Origin of the sequence: Dyella ginsengisoli LA-4, assembly GCF_000334915.1 — a bacterium.
Taxonomy (GTDB): Bacteria; Pseudomonadota; Gammaproteobacteria; order Xanthomonadales; family Rhodanobacteraceae; genus Dyella_A; species Dyella_A ginsengisoli_A.
Window position 1 is genome coordinate 15,305 of record NZ_AMSF01000061.1, and the last position, 17,211, is coordinate 32,515.

Below are 17,211 nucleotides of genomic sequence, written 5' to 3' on the forward strand. Positions count from 1 at the left end.
GCGCACTCGCGGCGGCGCGTCGTTCAACGCGGTGGCGGCACCCGGTCGGTCAGCACCAGGTCGAGCTCTGCCGCGCGCCCGCCGCGCAGGTAGTCCATCCGCAGCCGCGTGCCCGCTGGCAACTGGCGCAACCGCTGGCGCCAGGCGTCCAGGCTGCGTCGGCCGACCGGCTCGCCACCGATCGCGGTGATCCGGTCGCCCACGGCCAGCCCGGCAGCTGCCGCGGCCCCGGTGACCGCCATCACGTCCAGCCGGTCCCCGTCGGCAAGCAGCCAGCAGCCGCAGCGGTCATAGTCGTCGGGGCGACGGGCGTCCGCATTGGGTTTGAGGTACATGCGGCTGTGTGCGTAGTCGAACGCCACGGTGAAGCGGCGCAGCAGCCCACCACCCACATTGGCGTCGATGTCCGGATCGGCGAAGGCGCCGCTGTCGCGCACGTAGATGTCGCCGACCAGGCCGTCGAGCGGGATGCCGCCCAGGTCAAGCCGACCCAGCCGCGCCGGGCGCCCATAGGAGGCCCCGCCGATGCCCCACCCCACCACCGCCTCGGCCGCCGCGTGGTAGCGCGCGACCAGGTCGTGGCGGCGCGCGAACGGCGCATGCAGGGTCACCGTGGAGCGCGAGCCGGTGTCGATGCTGACCCGCATCGGCACGCCGTCGAGCGTGCCGTGGACCAGCGGGATGCGCTCTTCCAGGGTGAACGGCAGCATCGCCGACCCCGCCGGCGGCTTGAAACGGTCCGGCCGGACCAGCGTCAACGTGCGCGCGGCGTAATCGATGGTCACACCGAACCGGCGGAACAGTTCGTAGCCGACCAGGCCATCGACCCGCGTGCCCTCGACCTGGTCGAGCTGACCCAGGTCGATCACGTAGAGCACCGGCTTTTCCATCAGCGCGTCGCCCAGCCGCAGCGTGTCGGCACGCGCCAGCGCGACGTCGGTCTGCTTCTGGCCGGCGCCGCGACCGCGCATCCGCCCCTCGGTCGCCAGACCCAGTCGGCGCGCGGCGGCGGGCGTGAGCAGGTTGAAGCCACCGGTGTCCACCAGCAGGTGTACCGGCTGGCCGTTGATGCGGGCGTCGACGAACAGGTGGTTGTTGATCACCTGCAGCGGCACCGTGGCGACACCGCGGGCGTTGTCGATGCGCACGCTGTCGTCCATCGACGGCGTGGCATAGAGCGCGTCTCGCACCGGGCGATGAATCGCCACTTCGCGCAAGGTCAGCCGCTGCACCGTGCGCGGGTCGCCGCGATCTTCCACGCGGCGGAACGGCAGCCGCAAGCCGTCCACCGTACGCCAGTCGGCGTAACGGGTGGTGCGCATGTCCAGCCCCTGCTTCATGCGCGTGCGCACCAGCAGGCCGCTGGCCCGATCGAACCACAGCTCCACCGCCACGCCGTCGCGTGGGGTGGCGTGGATCACCTCGTAGCGATGGCCGTCCTCGCTGCGCGATTCGGCGGCGTCGAGCTGCGCCGGCCAGCGCGTGGGGAACCAGTAGCCGCGCGCAACCAGCCAGGCTTCCGTGCGGGCACGGGCCTGCTCACTGGCGCTGGTGGCAAGACTCACTTCACCGCCCGGGTCGCGCTGCCACGCGCTGCTGCCGTCGTAGCCCTCGGCCAGCTGCAGCTGGCCGAGCCGGCCGCGGCTGGCCCAGCGCCCGGTGCGCGGGTCCTGCCACTCGGTCACGTCGCCGGCCAGGCCACTGGCCACGAGCCGGCCCCGCATCTCGATGCCCCCCACCGTGTTCCAGCGGTCGCCGCCGCTGGCCGCCCTGGCGCGGGCCAGCACCGCCGCGGTATCGGTGGCATGCAGCGGCATCGCCACCGTGCAGATGGCGACCAGCGCCCAGTTCGACCAGCTTCGCGACACGCCATGGCTCCGATTCACCCGTTCGGGCGGGACGCGCAGCATCGCTGCCGGCATGCGATGGCCGCATCGGCCCAAAGACACAGCGACCAACGGCACATGCCGACCGGCCGTCTCCGGATCCGAGACGGCAGCGCGTAGACTTCGCGTCTCGTGCTCCATGGAATCGCCGATGTCTCCCGAACGGATCCTCCTCGTCGCCCTGCTGCTGGTCGCACTGGCCGGGCTGGTGCTGCAACTGGTGCTGCTCCTGCGCGGACGGGGCGACACCGACCTCGCCGCGCGGCTGGACGCGCTGAAGGACGACAACGAGCGCCTGCAACGCGTGCTGCGCGAGGAGCAGCGCGCCGGTCGCGAGGAGCTGCAGCAAGGCTTCGACCGCTTCCGCGGACACGTGGGCGAGCAGCTCGGCGCCGCGTCGCTGCAGCAGCTGGAGCGCATCGATGCATTCGGCCAGCGGCTGGCCACACTGACCGACCGCACCGAGCGCGGCCTGGACGCCCTGCGCAACGGACTGGCCGAGGACGCCCGCAAGTCCCGCGAGGATCAGCGCCAGACCCTCGGCCAGTTCGGCGAGCAGATGCAGGCGCGGCTGGCTGCGGTGGCCGAGGGCAACGAGCGTCGCATGGTCGAGGTGCGCGGCACCCTCGACGCCCAGCTCAAGGCGCTGCAGCAGGACAACGCGCAGCAGCTGGAGAAGATGCGCGCCACCGTCGACGAGAAACTGCATGCCACGCTGGAGACGCGACTGACCGAGAGCTTCGGCAACGTCACCAAGATGCTGGCGCAGGTGCACCAGGGTCTGGGCGACATGACCAAGCTCGCCGCCGACGTCGGCGGCCTGCAGCGCGTGCTGACCAACGTGAAATCGCGCGGCGTGTTCGGTGAGGTGCAGCTGGCCGGCCTGCTCGAGCAAGTGTTCACGCCGGACCAGTACGCCGCCAACGTGGCCACCGTGCCGGGCAGCGCCGAGCGGGTCGAGTTCGCGGTGAAGTTTCCCGGCTCCAGTCCGGAAGCGCCGGTGTGGCTGCCGATCGACGCCAAGTTCCCGCGCGAGGACTACGAGCGGCTGCTCGACGCACAGGAGCGCGCCGACGCCGACGCCGCCCGCGCTGCGGGCGACGCGCTGGAGCGCCGCGTGCGCGAGGAGGCCAAGCGGATCCGCACCAAGTACGTGGCGCCGCCGCACAGCACCGAGTTCGCCGTGCTGTTCCTGCCCACCGAGGGCCTGTACGCCGAGGTGCTGCGCCGGCCCGGCCTGTTCGAGGCGATGCAGCGCGAGCACCGCATCACCCTGGCCGGCCCGACCACCCTGCTGGCGCTGCTGACCAGCCTGCAGGTGGGCTTCCGCACGGTGGCGATCGAGAAGCGCTCGTCGGAGGTGTGGCGCATCCTCGGCGCGGCCAAGACCGAGTTCGGCAAGTTCGGCGACGTGCTGGACAACGTGAAGAACAAGCTCGACCAGGCCAGCAAGCAGATCGACCAGACCGGCGTGCGCACGCGCGCGATCGAACGCAAGCTGCGCGACGTGGAATCGCTGCCGGGCGAGGATGCCCCGGGCCTGCTCGGCAACGGCGAGAGCGAAGCAGACAACGACGCATGAGCGAGACCCCGCGCCCGCTGGCCGAGCTGCTCCGGCGCGTCGAGCAGGTGGGCGAGGAGGTGGCGCAGCTGCGCCGCGCGCTGTCGCGGCGCGACCGGCTGCTGACCGGGCTGGCCTATGCGTTGCGCGCCGTCGCCGCCGCCGCGCTCGGCTACTACGGCGCGCTGGCGGTGGGGCTCACGCAGGGCTTCTGGGCGGCGATCACCGCGATCTCGGTGACCCAGGCCAGCTATGCGGAAGTGAGCCATTCCTCGCGCGACCAGTTCATCGGGGCGATCATCGGCGGTGTGGTCGGCATCGCCGCCGCGGCGCTGGTGCACAACCAGTTTCCCGCCTACGCGCTCGCGCTGGTGGTCGGCCTGACCCTGTGCTGGATACTCGACCTCGGTGCCGCCGGACGCGTGGCCGGCGTCACCGTCACCATCGTGATGCTGGTGCCGCACGAGGGCACCTTCCTGCAGTTCGCGCTGTTCCGGCTCGGCGAGGTGGTGCTGGGCGCCGTCGCGGCGCTGCTGGTCACCCGGCTGTCCGCGCCGATCGAGCGGCGACTGCTAGGGCCAACCGGCCTACCGGGCGACCACCGCTAGCTGCCCATCGGCGACTTGAGGCGCAGACCGGCACCCAGGGTCTGCGTGCTGCCGTTCGGCACTGCATCGGGCGCACCCCCGGCCAGGCGCTTGCCAGCCCACGGCGCCTGCTCACGCGGGCCGGGGATGTAGCGCTGCCAGTGACCGTACGCCAGATCCTTGCCGGGGCCACCCTCGCCACCCAGGTTGAAGTGCACAGGTATGCGCGCGACCCAGAACGGCGCGCCGGCCCGGGGCCCGACGGTAGGTATGCGGAATGTCCACGCATGGGCGGCATCCAGCGATGCATCCGCCAGCAGTCGGCGGAAATAGCGCATCTGCAGTTCGGTGCCGTACTGGTCGAGATTCACCTGTTCGGCGATGGCATCGAGCACGTGGCCATCCCGTCCCACCTGCACCAGAAGATAGACGGTGCCCGAGACACCTGCTTTGGCGGCGCCGCGCGGATAGATGGGTGCCCTGCGCGTGAGCAGCGCAACCGCCTCGCCGGAATTGGGCGGACCACCGAACGAGCTGCCCGCGATGGTCAGCTTGTAGCTTCCGTCATCCTGAGGGCGCGCCAGTACCCGCAGGCTCATCGACGAATCGACCACCTGACTGTCCGAACCGGTGGGCTGAAACGTCCAGTGCGGCAGCAGTTTGCCGATCAAGGCCTGCACCGGTGCCGGCAAGGCCTGCCAGTGATCGATGGTGTAGCCCTGCATCGTGCCATCCGGCTTCACCTGAACATGGCCGGTCACCAGCATGCTGGCCTCGGCGGTCCTGCGCACGGCACGGGCATCGGCATGCGCGACACCGCACGCCACCAGGGAACCAAGCAGGATCAGAGCAGTACGCTTCATCATCGACTCCTTTCGTGGATGAGCCGCAAGTCTAGGCTCGCCCGACGGTAGCGACAACGCGTCGTTTCGCATCCGACCAGCAACGCCCCACGTATGCCTCCAGCCCGCCCCTCATTCGGCCCCGGCCGACCCCGGTTCGAAGGCATCCCGCTAAACTCTCCCGCTTGATCTGACCCAGGAACACGCATGAGCGACCATCCCACGCGCAACGACGTCACCCGCGAGCAGGCCGAGGAAGCCGTGCGCACCCTGCTGCGCTGGGCCGGCGACGACCCGTCGCGCGAGGGCCTGCTGGACACGCCCAAGCGCGTGGTGAAGGCGTACGGCGACTGGTTCTCCGGCTACGTGGAAGACCCCGCCGAGTACCTCAAGCGCACCTTCGAGGAAGTCGAGGGCTACGACGAAATGGTGGTGCTGCGCGACATCGAGTTCGAGAGCCACTGCGAGCACCACATGGCGCCGATCATCGGCCGCGCGCACGTCGGCTACCTGCCGACCGACCGCGTGGTGGGCATCAGCAAGCTGGCCCGCGTGGTCGACGGCTACGCACGCCGCTTCCAGGTGCAGGAAAAGATGACCGCGCAGATCGCCCAGTGCATCAACGAGACACTGCAGCCACGCGGCGTGGCGGTGGTGATCGAGGCCAGCCACGAGTGCATGACCACCCGCGGCGTGCACAAGCGCGGCGTGTCGATGGTCACCAGCCAGATGCTCGGGGTGTTCCGCGAGGATCCGCGCACGCGTGCCGAGATCCTGCAGTTCCTCGGCATCCAGCGCACCTGCTGAGGATGCGCCAGCACGCCAGGTATCTCGCCATCGCCATCGCCATCGCCATGGCCGTGCTGGCCGCGGCCGGCGCACGGGCGCAGTCCTCGCGCAGCGCCTACCTGGCGATGTTCGACCGCAACGGCGACGGCCGGGTCAGCGAGGCCGAATACGTCGGCTATCTGGACCGCGGCTTCATTTCCATGGACGCGAACCACGATGGCACGCTCGAACCTTCGGAGCTGCCCGGTGGCCGCGGCCGCGCGGTGACCCTGGCACGGCACGAGGCGGATCTGCGGCGGCAGTTCCGCCGACTGGACCGCGACGGCGACGGCTTTCTCGACGCCCGCGAACTGACCGCTCCGCCCGGACCCTGAACCCCGGCACTGCCCGCGCACCCGGCGCTGGGCTATCGTGCGCGCTTTGACCCTGCCTCCCCGGACGCCTTGGATACCGCTTCCGCCTCCCCGCGTCGCGCTGCGCTCGCCTTCATCTTCGTGACGGTGCTGCTGGACATGCTGGCTTTCGGCATCATCATCCCGGTGCTGCCGCACCTGGTGGAGCAGCTGATCGGCGGCGGCACCGCCCGCGCCGCCTGGTGGGTCGGCGTGCTCAGCACGGTGTTCGCGATCACCCAGTTCATCTTCTCGCCGATCCAGGGCGCGCTGTCGGACCGCTTCGGCCGGCGGCCGGTGATCCTGATCTCCAACTTCGGGCTGGCGATCGATTTCTTCGTGATGGCGATGGCGCCGACGCTGTGGCTGCTGTTCGTCGGCCGCACCGTGATGGGCATGACCGCGGCCAGCTTCAGCACCGCCAACGCCTACATCGCCGACATCACGCCGAAGGAGACGCGCGCCGGTGACTACGGCCTGCTCGGCGCCGCGTTCGGCGTGGGCTTCGTGCTCGGCCCCGGTCTCGGCGGCTGGCTCGGAGCGATGCACCTGCGGCTGCCGTTCTACGTGGCCGGGACGCTGGCGCTGTGCAATTTCCTCTACGGCCTGTTCGTGCTGCCCGAGTCGCTGCCGAAGGATCGCCGCGCGCCGCGCTTCGAGATGCACAGCGCGCACCCGATCGGGGCGCTGAAACTGCTGCGCCGCACGCCGACCCTGCTTGGCCTGGGCGCCGCGAGCTTCCTGGTGTTTCTCTCCCCACTACGCACTGCAGATCACCTTCGTGCTGTACGGCGATTACCGTTACCACTGGGGCCCGCAGGCAGTCGGCCTGGTGCTGATGCTGGTCGGTGCCTGCGACGGTCTGGTGCAGGCACTGCTGACCCGGCGGCTTACGCCGCGCTTCGGCGAACGACCGGTGCTGCTGTTCGGCATGCTGTGCGGCATCGCCTCGTTCGTGCTGATGGGACTGGCCAGTACCGGCGGGGTGTTCCTGCTGGGCATCCCGCTGATGGCGTTGTGGGGGCTGTCCAATCCGCCGCTGCAGTCGATCATGACCCGTCAGGTCGAAGCGACCGAGCAGGGCCGGCTGCAGGGTGCCAACACCTCGCTGGGCAGCTTCGCCGGCATCTTCGGCCCGTATCTGTTCGCCCAGGTGTTCGCCTGGTCGATAGCGCCGGGCAATCCCATGCACGTACCCGGCGCCGCTTTCCTGCTGGCCGCTGCACTGCTGGCGGTGGCATTGCTCACGGCGATGCGCGCCACCCGCGGACTGGCGACAGCCATCGTGCCACCGCTCGCCGCCGATCCGGCCCATGCCGCGCATGCCTCGGCGCTGGCGGTATCGGCACCTGAATCCCCCTCCCCCGAACCCACGGAGCACCACCCATGACGCTTTCGATGTACCAGGCCTCGGTTCCCGTTTTCGTGCGCGCGCTGGACAACCTCACCGCCGTGCTCAAGAAGGGCCACGCCCACGCCCAGGCCAAGGGCGTGGACGATGCCGTGCTGCTGCAGACGCGGCTCATTCCGGACATGCTGCCGCTGGTCAAGCAGGTGCAGATCGCCTGCGATATGGCCTGCCGCGGCGCGGCCCGCCTTGCCGGGGTGGAGCCGGCCTCGTTCGAGGACAACGAGACCACGTTCGAACAGGTCTACGACCGCATCGCCCGCGCTGTCGCCTACGTCAAGGGGTTCGGCGCGGAGCAGATCGACGGCAGCGAGACGCGTGCGATCCACCTGAAGATGCGCAGCGGCGAACTGCACTACGACGGCCAGGCCTATCTGCTTGAATTCGTGCTGCCCAACGTGTTCTTCCATTGCACGACCGCGTACAACATCCTGCGCGAGGCCGGCACCGAGATCGGCAAGCAGGACTTCATCGGCCGCCACTGACGACCGACGGCCGTCCGGCGCCTCAAGCCGGACGGCAGCCCTCCAGCAGTAACCGGGAGTGCGCCATGAACACGGACGACCTCGCCCAGATGCTCCGATTGATTTCCGCCCGCCAGCAGGCGGACAGCGTGGTGATCGCCGCGCTGCTCACCGCCCACCCGGACCCCCGGATGGTCCTGGACCGGCTGAGCCGCCTGGCCGATGCCGACTCCGAAGACGCCGAGCTCAACCAGCCGCCGGACCCGGAAAGCATGGCGATGTACCGCGAGCGTCTGACCCATTGGATCGGATTGGCCCGGCGCTGCGTCATCGACCGGCCACCACCGCTCGACCCGTCCGATCCGGACCCGACCGACCGGAACGGGTGACGCGGAACGTCAGTCCGGACCTGTTTGGTCGCATTCGAACGTTCCGATCGCCCATCAGGGCCACCTTTCCCGGGCGCGCAAGGCCCTTCCGGGTCGGCGACCCCCTCTCCGCCCGCCCGAAGGGGCCGCTTTCCGGCCGGTATCGACCCCGGACCGATGACCGATCCGGGGACACGGGTCGCAGCACGTTTCCGAAGTGTGATCGATCCCGCAATTGCACCTGCTTCGCTGGCGCGGCCCCTGCTTCCTTTCAGCCAGGACAGACCGGCGGCTCCCCCCATCCCCCCCGACGGTCTTCCCGGTGCGATCAAAGGATGCTCCCTCGCCAGTTGAGGACAGGACCATGGAAACCATCATCGAGTACGTCATCGTCGGAGGCCCGCAACACGGCATGACCTGCCGCCACCCGCTGCCGTCGCTGCCCGCCGAGGCCATCGCCATCGCGACCGGCGACGGAGAGCTGTGCCGCGCCGCCGCGCGCCGGCACACCCGCGGTCCCGGTCCCCGCATGCTGCTGCTCCATCCCAAGGCCACGGGCGACCAGTTCCTCACGATGCTGGCGGCCTGACCCGCACCGATTCCCCTTTCAGCGCCCGGCGGAGCAAGGCATCCCCCTACCCCCGCCAGCCCTCCGCCGGCCGCTGATTTTTTCCAGCCCTCCTCCCCCCTCGCGACCCGCCCTGGCGGGCCGTGCCTTGTCCGCGTCCCGCCCGGCCCCGACAATGCGCGCCTGCGGCCCATGCGCCGCCGCCATCCCGCCGAATACGCGAGCGCGCCGACATGCTGCGACTGACCGACCTCAAGCTGCCGCTGGACCACACCGAGGCCGATCTCGAGCAGGCGATCCTCGCCCGCCTCAAGCTCGGCAGGAACGCGCTGCGCGGCTACAGCGTCGCCAAACGCAGCACCGATGCCCGCAAGCGCGGCGCGATCGCGCTGATCTACGCATTGGACGTGGACCTGGTGGACGAGGCCGCCGTGCTGGCGCGCTTCGCCGACGACCGCCACCTCGGCCCCACCCCGGATACCAGCTACCACTTCGTCACGCAGTCGCCGGCGAAAAGCCCGCACCGGCCGATCGTGATCGGCATGGGCCCGTGCGGCCTGTTCGCCGGACTGGTGCTGGCGCAGATGGGTTTCCGTCCGATCATCCTGGACCGCGGCAAGGCGGTGCGCGAGCGTACGAAGGACACCTGGGACCTGTGGCGCAAGCGCAACCTGCATCCGGAGTCGAACGTGCAGTTCGGCGAGGGCGGCGCCGGCACCTTTTCCGACGGCAAGCTGTACAGCCAGATCTCCGATCCGAAGCACTACGGCCGCAAGGTGCTGACCGAGTTCGTCAAGGCCGGCGCGCCGGAGGAGATCCTGTGGATCAACAAGCCGCACATCGGCACCTTCCGACTGGTGTCGATGGTCGAGCACATGCGCGCGACGATCGAGTCGCTGGGCGGCGAGATCCGTTTCAGCCAGCGCGTCGAGGACCTGCTGCTGGACGCCGAAGGCAACGGCCGCCAGCAGGTGCGCGGCGTGCGCCTGGCCAGCGGCGAGGAGCTGCGCAGCGACCACGTGGTGCTGGCGGTGGGCCACAGCGCGCGTGACACCTTCGCCATGCTGCACGCGCGCGGCGTCTACGTGGAGGCCAAGCCGTTCTCCGTCGGCTTCCGCGTGGAGCACCCGCAGTCGGTGATCGACCGCGCCCGCTACGGCCCGCAGGCCGGCCACGAGCGGCTCGGCGCGGCCGACTACAAGCTGGTGCACCACGCGAAGAACGGCCGCAGCGTCTACAGCTTCTGCATGTGCCCGGGCGGCACCGTGGTGGCGGCAACCAGCGAACCGGGCCGCGTGGTCACCAACGGCATGAGCCAGTACTCGCGCAACGAGCGCAACGCGAATGCGGCGATCGTGGTCGGCATCGATCCGGCCGACTACGCCGCGTTCGATCCCAGCGGCAGCCCGCTGGCCGGCATTGCCCTGCAGCGCGCGCTGGAGAGCCGGGCCTACGTGCTGGGCGGGGAGAACTACAACGCGCCGGGCCAGCTGGTCGGCGACTTCCTCGCCGGGCGGGCCTCGCGCGAGTTCGGCGAGGTGCTGCCCTCGTTCAAGCCGGGCGTGACGCTGGGCAGCCTGGACAGCGCGCTGCCGGACTATGCGATCGCCGCGATCCGCGAGGCGATGCCCGCGTTCGACCGGCAGATCCGCGGCTTCGGCATGCACGACGCCGTGTTCACCGGAGTGGAGACGCGCACCTCCTCGCCGGTCCGCATCAAGCGCGACGAGTCGCTGCAGAGCCTGAACACCACCGGCCTGTACCCGGCCGGTGAAGGCGCGGGCTACGCCGGCGGCATCCTCTCGGCAGGGGTGGACGGCATCCGCGTGGCCGAGGCGGTGGCGCTGAGCCTGACCGGCGGTTGAGCCGGCGTCGATCCGCCTCCATCTGCAGCGGATCGGCCAGCATCGTGCTGGCGCCCAACGGAATCCCGCCATGTCCGAATCCCAGCCGCTGCGTATCGACTTCGTCTCCGACGTGGTGTGCCCCTGGTGCGCCGTCGGCCTGGCCTCGCTGGAGCAGGCGCTTGCCGCGCTGGATGGCCAGGTACAGGCCGAGATCCATTTCCAGCCGTTCGAGCTCAATCCGCAGATGGCGCCGGAAGGCGAGGACATCGCCGAGCACCTGGGCCACAAGTACGGCCTGAACGCCGCGCAGCTGGCGCAGAACCAGGAAGCGATCCGCCAGCGCGGCGCGGCGGTGGGCTTCACCTTCGCCAACCAGGACAAGCGCCGCATCTACAACACCTTCGACGCGCATCGCCTGCTGCACTGGGCCGAGGCGGCGGGTCGCCAGCACGCACTCAAGCGCGCCCTGCTGGTCGCCTATTTCACCGACGGCCGCGACGTCAGCAACCACGAGGTACTGGCGGACGTGGCCGGTTCGGTGGGGCTGGACGTCGTCGAGGCCCGCGCCGTACTGGCCAGCGACCGCTACGCGGAGGACGTGCGTGGCGACGAACAGTTCTTCCTGCGCGCGGGCATCCGTTCGGTACCGGCGGTGATCGTCAACCGGCAGCACCTGATCTCCGGCGGCCAGCCGCCGGAAGTCTTCGAGCAGGCACTGCGGCAGATCGCCGGCAGCTGAAGCGGGCTCAGGCCGGCTCGACCACCCAGTGCTCGACCGGCTCGGGCCGGCCGAGCAGGAAGCCCTGGCCCAGCTCGCAGGCCATGTTGCGCAGCAGGGAGCGCTGGCGCTGCGTCTCGATGCCCTCGGCGATCACGTGGATGTCCAGCGCCCGCGCCAGCGCCAGGATCGCCTCGACCACGGTGGAACTGTTGGCATCGCCGGCATCCAGCGCCTGCACGAAGCTGCGGTCGATCTTGAGGATGCGCAACGGCAGCGAGTGCAGGTAGTTGAGCGAGGAATACCCGGTGCCGAAGTCGTCCAGCGCCGCCCCCACGCCGGCCAGGCGCAGGCGCTCGAGGATGTTGCGCACGCGGTCGGGATCGTCCAGCAGCGAGCCCTCGGTCACCTCCACGATCACCCGCGACGGCGACACGCCCACGCGCTCGATCATGCCCAGCAGGCGATGGTCGAAGTCGCCATGGCGCAGGTGCTGTGCCGACACGTTGAGGGTGAGGAATTCGCTGTCTCCCGGCAGTCGAAGGAGCGCCTGGCAGGCGCGTTCGAACAGTTGCCAGTCGATCGCCTCGATCTGTCCGCAATCCTCGGCCACCCGCAGGAAGGCGCCGGGCAGCAGCGTGCCGCGCTCGGGATGGTGCCAGCGCAGCAGCGCTTCGTAACCGACCAACTCGCCGGTTTCCAGCCGGCAGATCGGCTGCAGGTAGGGCTGGAACTCGCCGCGCTGCAGGCCCTGGCGCAGCTCGCCCTCCATGCTCAACTCGTCCACCAGGTTTCTTGCCAGGGTGTCGTCGAACATCGCGTAGCGCTTGCGACCGAGTTCCTTGGCGCGATAGAGCGCCTTGTCCGCGTCGCGCAGCAGCTCGTCGGCGTGGGTGTAGCGGCTGTCGCCCAGGGCGATGCCCAGGCTGGCGCTGGGCTGCAGCTCGCGGCCGGACACCGGCAGCGCGTGGCCGACCGCGTCGAGTACGCGCTGGGCCACGCGGGCCGCGGACTCGGGGGTGTCCACATGCTCGAGCAGGATCGCGAACTCGTCGCCGGCCAGCCGCGCGACCACGTCCGGTTCGCGCACGCAGGCCTGCAGGCGCTGCGCGACCTCCTTCAGCACGGCGTCGCCGGCCAGGTGGCCGAGGCTGTCGTTGATGATCTTGAAGCGGTCCACGTCGATGTAGAGCAGCGCGCAGCGGACCTGCGGGTCCAGCGCCATCCGCTCCAGCGCGCGGTCGATGCGACCGCGCAGGAAGTCGCGGTTGGGCAGGCCGGTGAGCGGATCGTGCATCACCTGGTGGCGCAGCTGCTGCTGCATGCGCTCGCGCTCGCGGATCTCGCGGCGCAACTCGCGGGTGCGCTCGTGCACGCGCTCCTCGAGCTGCGCATAGGCATGCTGCAGGGCATCGGCGACGCGGCGGCGCTGCAGGCTGGTGGCGATCTGCGAGGCGACGAAGCCGAGCAGCTCGAGCTCCGAGGGGCCATAGGTCTCCGGGCCGGTGTAGCTCTGCACGGCGACCACACCGATCGTGCGGTCGCCGTCGCGCAACGGCACGCCGAGCCAGCACAGCGAGGGCGTGCCGGTGTTGTGGACGTCGATCATCCCCCGCCGGCGCATGTCATCCATCGCGTCGGCATCGAGCAGCAACGCGCCATGGCCCAGCACGTACTCGCACAGGCCGCGTCCGAGCGGTCGCGGCGCATAGGATTCGCCGGTGATGTCCACCGCATAGGGGAACTCGAGCATGCCGGTCGTCTCGTCGACCAGGGCGATGAAGAAGTTGCTGGCCTCGATCAGCCCGCCGACCGTGGCGTGTACCTCGCGATAGAAGGCCTGGCGGTCGATCTCGTCGGTGGCCAGGCGGGCGATGCGGAACAGGGTGCCCTGCAGGCGCTCGGCGCGCTGGCGCTCGGCCACCTCCTGCTTGAGACCCCGGTTCAGCGTGTCCAGCTCGGCGGTGCGCTCACGCACGCGCCGCTCCAGGTCCTCGCGCCCTTCCCGGCGCTGCAGCGCAGTGAGCATGTGGTTGCCGACGAACTGCAGCAGCGCCTGGTCCTCCTGCGTGTAGCGGCTGCCCGGTTCGTAGGTCTGCACGACCAGGGCACCGCAGACCGCTCCCTCGCACAGCATCGGCACGCCCAGCCAGTAGACGCATTGCGGCCCGACCAGCCGCAGCGTGGCACCGAGCTCGCGCTCGATCTCCTCCGGCGTGCCCCGCAGTGGCTTGCCGGCGGTGAGCAGGTGCCAGGTCCAGGTGCCCGCCAGGCGTTCCAGCGGAGTTTCCTCGGCCGGCTGCCCCTCCTCGTCGAGGGTGTCGGCGTAGTACAGGAAGCGCAGCGTGCCGCGCACCGGATCGTGGCGAACGATGAAGAAATTCTCCGCGTACATCAGGCCACCGACGATGTCGTGGATGGCCTGCATCATGTCCGGCATCTCCAGCTCCGAGGCGGACAGCTCGGAGATGCTCAGCAGGGCGCGCTGCAGCAGTTCCGAGCGCTCCAGCTGGTCATGCGAACGCTGCAGGTCGGTCAGTTCCAGCGTGCGCTGGAGCTGGCGACCGGCCAGTTGCAGCAGGGCCGAGGGCAGGCTCGCCATCGCCTGCGCCGGATCCCGTCGGGCCTCGCGCCAGCGCAGCAGCAGCACCGCACGCGCCGGCCGACACAGTCGCCACGCCAGCAGCGAGCCGTCGGCGTTGCTGTAAACCCGCTCCGGTCCCATCACGGCCTGCACGGCGTCGGTCGCGTCGGCGTCCAGGCGCATCGGTGGCCAGCATTCCGGCTGCATCTGCCCGGGCATCCACCACAGCACCCAGGCAGCCTCGACCTCCGGCGCACTCAGTGCCATGTCCGTCACCACCCCGGCCACGGCCGAGGGGCTGGGGGCTTCCAGCAACCGCTCCAGCCACGTCAGTGGGCTGGCGACGGGCGTGCTCGGCATCTCGTCGTGCGGTAGTGGTTTCATCGGGTCTCGTTGCTCCATGGCCATGGCCGGGGCCTGCCGGGATCGATCCGATACACTGGTCCGCCCGCGTGCCTGCCTTCGCTTCCACGCCCCATCGCCCCTTATCGACCGCATCTCCGCTGGCTTGACCCTGTGCTGACCGACGCCATCAAGGACACCATCCGCGCCGCCTACACCCGCCTGAAAGACGGCCTGCCCGGGTTCCGGCCGCGCGCGTCGCAGGGGCGGATGATCGCCGAGGTGGCCAAGGCGCTGGCCGAGGAAGGCGGTGGTGCGGTGATCGAGGCGCCGACCGGCACCGGCAAGTCGATGGCCTACCTGATCGCCGGCCATGCCGTGGCGCGGGCGCAGAAGAAGAAGCTGCTGATCGCCACCGCCACGGTCGCCCTGCAGGAGCAGCTGGTGCAGCGCGACATCCCGCTGTACCTGTCGCTCAACGGCATCGAGGCGAAGGTGGCGCTGGCCAAGGGCCGCGGCCGCTACGTCTGCCCGCGCAACCTGCTGATGGCCGGCAACAGCCTGGCCGCCGACGCGCAGCTGGGGCTGGGCTTCGACACCGACCTGGCGCTGTGGAGCAAGCCGCCGGACGCGCGCGACAAGGCCGCGCTGGGCAAGCTGGTCACCGCGCTGGACACCGGCCGCTGGGACGGCGACATGGACGCCGCGCCGGAGCCGGTCGGCGACATGGTGCGCTCGATGATCACCACCAGCGCCGGCGGCTGCACCGGCCGCCGCTGCGCGCAGTTCATGGGCTGCCCGTTCTTTGCGGCGCGCCGCGCGGTGGCCGACGCGGAGATCATCGTCGCCAACCAGGACCTGGTGCTGGCCGACCTGACCATGCCCGGCAGCGAGGAGGACAGCTGGGGCGGCGTGATCCTGCCCAAGCCGGACGAGACGCTGTACGTGTTCGACGAGGCCCACCACGTGGCCGCCAAGGCGATCGACCGCGGCACCGCCGAGGTGTTTCTCGGCGCGGCGGTGCGCCAGCTGAGCCGGCTCGGTCGCCAGGTGCACGCGGCGTACTCGCTGACCGACAAGGAATCGCTGGGCCGGCTCACCCTCGACCAGGGCGACGCCAGACTGCAGGAGCTCAGCGACGCGCTGGAGGAACTGGAGCGCGAGATCCGCCTGGCCTGGGTGCCCGATCCGGGCGAGGACGAGCCGATGTACCGCGGCTCGCTCGGCCAGCTGCCGGAACAGTGGACGGTGCATGCCGAGCACCTGGCCGTGCTCACCGGCGAGGTGCAGCGCTGGCTCAACGCGGTGCGCCGCGCGGTGGTGGAGATGAGCGAGGGCGGCCCGACCCAGGAGGCGCTGGCGCGCGAGCTGGGCATCGCGCTGGAGCGGCTGGAACGGCAGAGCCGCTGCTGGCGCGCCTGGTCCACGCCCGACCGCGAGCACGCGCCGCCGCTGGCGCGCTGGGTCACCCTGGCCGGCGACCAGCAGCTGGTCTGCCATGCCTCGGCGGTATCGGCCGCGGGCCTGCTGCGCAGCGTGCTGTGGGGCAACGCCAGCGGCGTGGTGATGACCTCGGCCACGCTCAGCGCCGGCGCCAATTTCCGCCATTTCGCCGACGCGGTGGGCCTGCCCGACGAGGCGGTCACGCTGAGCCTGCCCTCGCCGTTCAACCTGGCCGAGCAGGCGCGGCTGGAGGTGCCGGCGATGCGCACCCTGCCCGACGCCCGCGATGCGCACGCCGAAGAGGTGAGCGAATGGCTGGCGGAACATCTCGACTGGGACGCCGGCAACCTGGTGCTGTTCACCTCGCGCGCCAAGCTCGACCGCGTGCTGCAGAAACTGCCGATCGCGATGGTGCGCAAGGTGCGTGCGCAGGGCTCGCTGGGCAAGTCGCAGCTGGTCGCCGAGCACATCGCCGACATCGAGGCCGGCAAGGGCAGCACGCTGTTCGGCCTGGCCTCGTTCGGCGAGGGCCTCGATCTCCCCGGCAAGCTCTGCGAGACGGTGGTGATCACCCAGCTGCCGTTCGCCGTACCGACCGATCCGGTCGGCGCCACCTACGCCGAGTGGCTGGAATCGCGCGGGCGCAATCCGTTCATCGAGGTGACCATCCCCGAGGCCACGCGGTTGCTGATCCAGTACTGCGGCCGCCTGATCCGCAGCGAGGCCGACCGCGGCCGCATCGTGCTGCTGGACCGCCGCGTGGTGGTCAAGCGCTACGGCGAACGCATGCTTCAGGCGCTGCCGCCGTTCGAGCGGGTGATCGAGCGCGCCGCATGAGTGCCGGCCGCCTCCTGCGCGCGGAGCAACTGCAGCCGGTGCCGTGGCGCAACGGCCAGGGCATCACCCGCGAGCTGGCGGTGATGCCACCGGGCGCGGGCATGGACGATTTCCTGTGGCGCGTGAGCCTGGCCGACGTGGTCGGCGCCGCGCCGTTCTCGCGCTTTCCCGGCGTGGACCGGACCATCGTGCTGATCGACGGTGCCGGCTTCCGCATGACGCTGGACGGCGCGCAGGTCCACGACCTCACCACGCCGTGCGTGCCGTTCGCCTTTCCCGGCGAGGCCGGGGTGGCGGTGGCGCTGGCCGGCGGACCGACCCGCGATTTCAACCTGATGCTGCGGCGCGGTCGCGCCACCGGCGGCATCGAGGTGTGGAACGACACCGCCACGCAGGCGGTTCCGCCGGACCTGGTGCTGCTGCACCTGGTGCACGGCTGCGCCCGCACGCCGGCCGGCGATCTCGGCCCGGGCGACAGCTGGCTGCCCGGCGGCACGGCGACCGGCCCGGTCGGCATCGACGGCGTGGCACTGGCGGTGCGGGTGGTGGCCGCCGGCTGAGCCGCCCTACACTCG

14 protein-coding genes and 1 pseudogene are annotated in these 17,211 nt (G+C 70.5%); 12 read left to right on the plus strand and 3 right to left on the minus strand.

Features of this window, described 5'->3' with window-relative positions; all coding sequences use genetic code 11:
- Positions 1–23 precede the first annotated feature (23 nt).
- Positions 24–1,868 carry an aspartyl protease family protein gene (locus C693_RS0114930; protein ID WP_198506884.1) on the minus strand — a complete coding sequence of 615 codons (1,845 nt, stop codon included), beginning with the start codon at positions 1,866–1,868 and terminating at the stop codon, positions 24–26.
- Between the two features lie 169 nt (positions 1,869–2,037).
- On the opposite strand from C693_RS0114930, the gene rmuC reads away from it, so the two are divergent.
- Both rmuC and C693_RS21905 read left to right on the plus strand, forming a co-directional pair.
- The gene (gene rmuC / locus C693_RS0114935) at positions 2,038–3,468 is read left to right on the plus strand and encodes a DNA recombination protein RmuC (protein ID WP_017463080.1); all 1,431 of its coding nucleotides are present in this window, start codon (positions 2,038–2,040) and stop codon (positions 3,466–3,468) included.
- Positions 3,465–4,055 (plus strand): FUSC family protein, encoded by a 591-nt coding sequence (locus tag C693_RS21905; protein WP_017463081.1) that lies wholly within the window; start codon positions 3,465–3,467, stop codon positions 4,053–4,055. The genes rmuC and C693_RS21905 overlap by 4 nt, the downstream gene beginning before the upstream one ends.
- Here the strand turns inward: C693_RS21905 and C693_RS0114945 are convergent.
- Positions 4,052–4,897, minus strand: a complete 846-nt coding sequence (locus C693_RS0114945; RefSeq protein ID WP_017463082.1) for a hypothetical protein — start codon at positions 4,895–4,897, stop codon at positions 4,052–4,054. The genes C693_RS21905 and C693_RS0114945 overlap by 4 nt on opposite strands.
- A gap of 186 nt (positions 4,898–5,083) precedes the next feature.
- Here C693_RS0114945 and folE point away from each other — a divergent pair, with 186 nt between their 5' ends.
- The 8 genes and pseudogenes from folE (at position 5,084) to C693_RS0114985 (ending at position 11,451) form a co-directional block, all read left to right on the plus strand.
- Positions 5,084–5,683 carry a GTP cyclohydrolase I FolE gene (gene folE / locus C693_RS0114950; RefSeq protein WP_017463083.1) on the plus strand — a complete coding sequence of 200 codons (600 nt, stop codon included), beginning with the start codon at positions 5,084–5,086 and terminating at the stop codon, positions 5,681–5,683.
- Between the two features lie 2 nt (positions 5,684–5,685).
- The gene (locus C693_RS0114955; protein WP_017463084.1) at positions 5,686–6,039 is read left to right on the plus strand and encodes an EF-hand domain-containing protein; all 354 of its coding nucleotides are present in this window, start codon (positions 5,686–5,688) and stop codon (positions 6,037–6,039) included.
- A gap of 69 nt (positions 6,040–6,108) precedes the next feature.
- Positions 6,109–7,447 (plus strand): annotated as a pseudogene (locus C693_RS21910) (TCR/Tet family MFS transporter).
- Positions 7,444–7,950: a DUF1993 domain-containing protein gene (locus C693_RS0114965; protein WP_017463086.1), complete on the plus strand. Its 507-nt coding sequence runs from the start codon at positions 7,444–7,446 to the stop codon at positions 7,948–7,950. The pseudogene C693_RS21910 and the gene C693_RS0114965 overlap by 4 nt, the downstream one beginning before the upstream one ends.
- Before the next feature lie 65 nt (positions 7,951–8,015).
- Complete coding sequence (locus C693_RS0114970) at positions 8,016–8,318, plus strand: hypothetical protein (RefSeq protein ID WP_017463087.1); 303 nt, start codon at positions 8,016–8,018, stop codon at positions 8,316–8,318.
- 343 nt (positions 8,319–8,661) lie between these two features.
- Positions 8,662–8,886, plus strand: a complete 225-nt coding sequence (locus tag C693_RS0114975) for a hypothetical protein (RefSeq protein ID WP_017463088.1) — start codon at positions 8,662–8,664, stop codon at positions 8,884–8,886.
- Positions 8,887–9,098: 212 nt separating this feature from the next.
- On the plus strand, positions 9,099–10,730 hold the full coding sequence (locus C693_RS0114980) for an NAD(P)/FAD-dependent oxidoreductase (RefSeq protein WP_017463089.1): 1,632 nt from the start codon (positions 9,099–9,101) through the stop codon (positions 10,728–10,730).
- A gap of 70 nt (positions 10,731–10,800) precedes the next feature.
- Positions 10,801–11,451: a DsbA family oxidoreductase gene (locus tag C693_RS0114985; RefSeq protein ID WP_017463090.1), complete on the plus strand. Its 651-nt coding sequence runs from the start codon at positions 10,801–10,803 to the stop codon at positions 11,449–11,451.
- Between the two features lie 7 nt (positions 11,452–11,458).
- Here the strand turns inward: C693_RS0114985 and C693_RS0114990 are convergent, their stop codons facing one another.
- Positions 11,459–14,398 (minus strand): EAL domain-containing protein, encoded by a 2,940-nt coding sequence (locus C693_RS0114990; protein ID WP_017463091.1) that lies wholly within the window; start codon positions 14,396–14,398, stop codon positions 11,459–11,461.
- Between the two features lie 132 nt (positions 14,399–14,530).
- Between C693_RS0114990 and dinG the strand changes: the two genes are divergently transcribed.
- On the plus strand, positions 14,531–16,636 hold the full coding sequence (dinG, locus tag C693_RS0114995) for an ATP-dependent DNA helicase DinG (RefSeq protein ID WP_017463092.1): 2,106 nt from the start codon (positions 14,531–14,533) through the stop codon (positions 16,634–16,636).
- Entirely contained in the window at positions 16,633–17,196 is a 564-nt protein-coding gene (locus C693_RS0115000; RefSeq protein ID WP_017463093.1) for a HutD/Ves family protein, read from the plus strand. The genes dinG and C693_RS0115000 overlap by 4 nt, the downstream gene beginning before the upstream one ends.
- The last annotated feature ends 15 nt before the right edge of the window (positions 17,197–17,211 follow it).

What these genes read in the sequence shown, in the direction of transcription:
- rmuC (WP_017463080.1), top strand. Translation starts at nt 2,038, where the DNA reads ATGTCTCCCGAACGGATCCTCCTCGTCGCCCTGCTGCTGGTCGCACTG.
- C693_RS21905 (WP_017463081.1), top strand. Translation starts at nt 3,465, where the DNA reads ATGAGCGAGACCCCGCGCCCGCTGGCCGAGCTGCTCCGGCGCGTCGAG.
- C693_RS0114945 (WP_017463082.1), bottom strand. Translation starts at nt 4,897, where the DNA reads ATGAAGCGTACTGCTCTGATCCTGCTTGGTTCCCTGGTGGCGTGCGGT.
- folE (WP_017463083.1), top strand. Translation starts at nt 5,084, where the DNA reads ATGAGCGACCATCCCACGCGCAACGACGTCACCCGCGAGCAGGCCGAG.
- C693_RS0114955 (WP_017463084.1), top strand. Translation starts at nt 5,686, where the DNA reads ATGCGCCAGCACGCCAGGTATCTCGCCATCGCCATCGCCATCGCCATG.
- C693_RS0114965 (WP_017463086.1), top strand. Translation starts at nt 7,444, where the DNA reads ATGACGCTTTCGATGTACCAGGCCTCGGTTCCCGTTTTCGTGCGCGCG.
- C693_RS0114970 (WP_017463087.1), top strand. Translation starts at nt 8,016, where the DNA reads ATGAACACGGACGACCTCGCCCAGATGCTCCGATTGATTTCCGCCCGC.
- C693_RS0114975 (WP_017463088.1), top strand. Translation starts at nt 8,662, where the DNA reads ATGGAAACCATCATCGAGTACGTCATCGTCGGAGGCCCGCAACACGGC.
- C693_RS0114980 (WP_017463089.1), top strand. Translation starts at nt 9,099, where the DNA reads ATGCTGCGACTGACCGACCTCAAGCTGCCGCTGGACCACACCGAGGCC.
- C693_RS0114985 (WP_017463090.1), top strand. Translation starts at nt 10,801, where the DNA reads ATGTCCGAATCCCAGCCGCTGCGTATCGACTTCGTCTCCGACGTGGTG.
- C693_RS0114990 (WP_017463091.1), bottom strand. Translation starts at nt 14,398, where the DNA reads ATGAAACCACTACCGCACGACGAGATGCCGAGCACGCCCGTCGCCAGC.
- C693_RS0115000 (WP_017463093.1), top strand. Translation starts at nt 16,633, where the DNA reads ATGAGTGCCGGCCGCCTCCTGCGCGCGGAGCAACTGCAGCCGGTGCCG.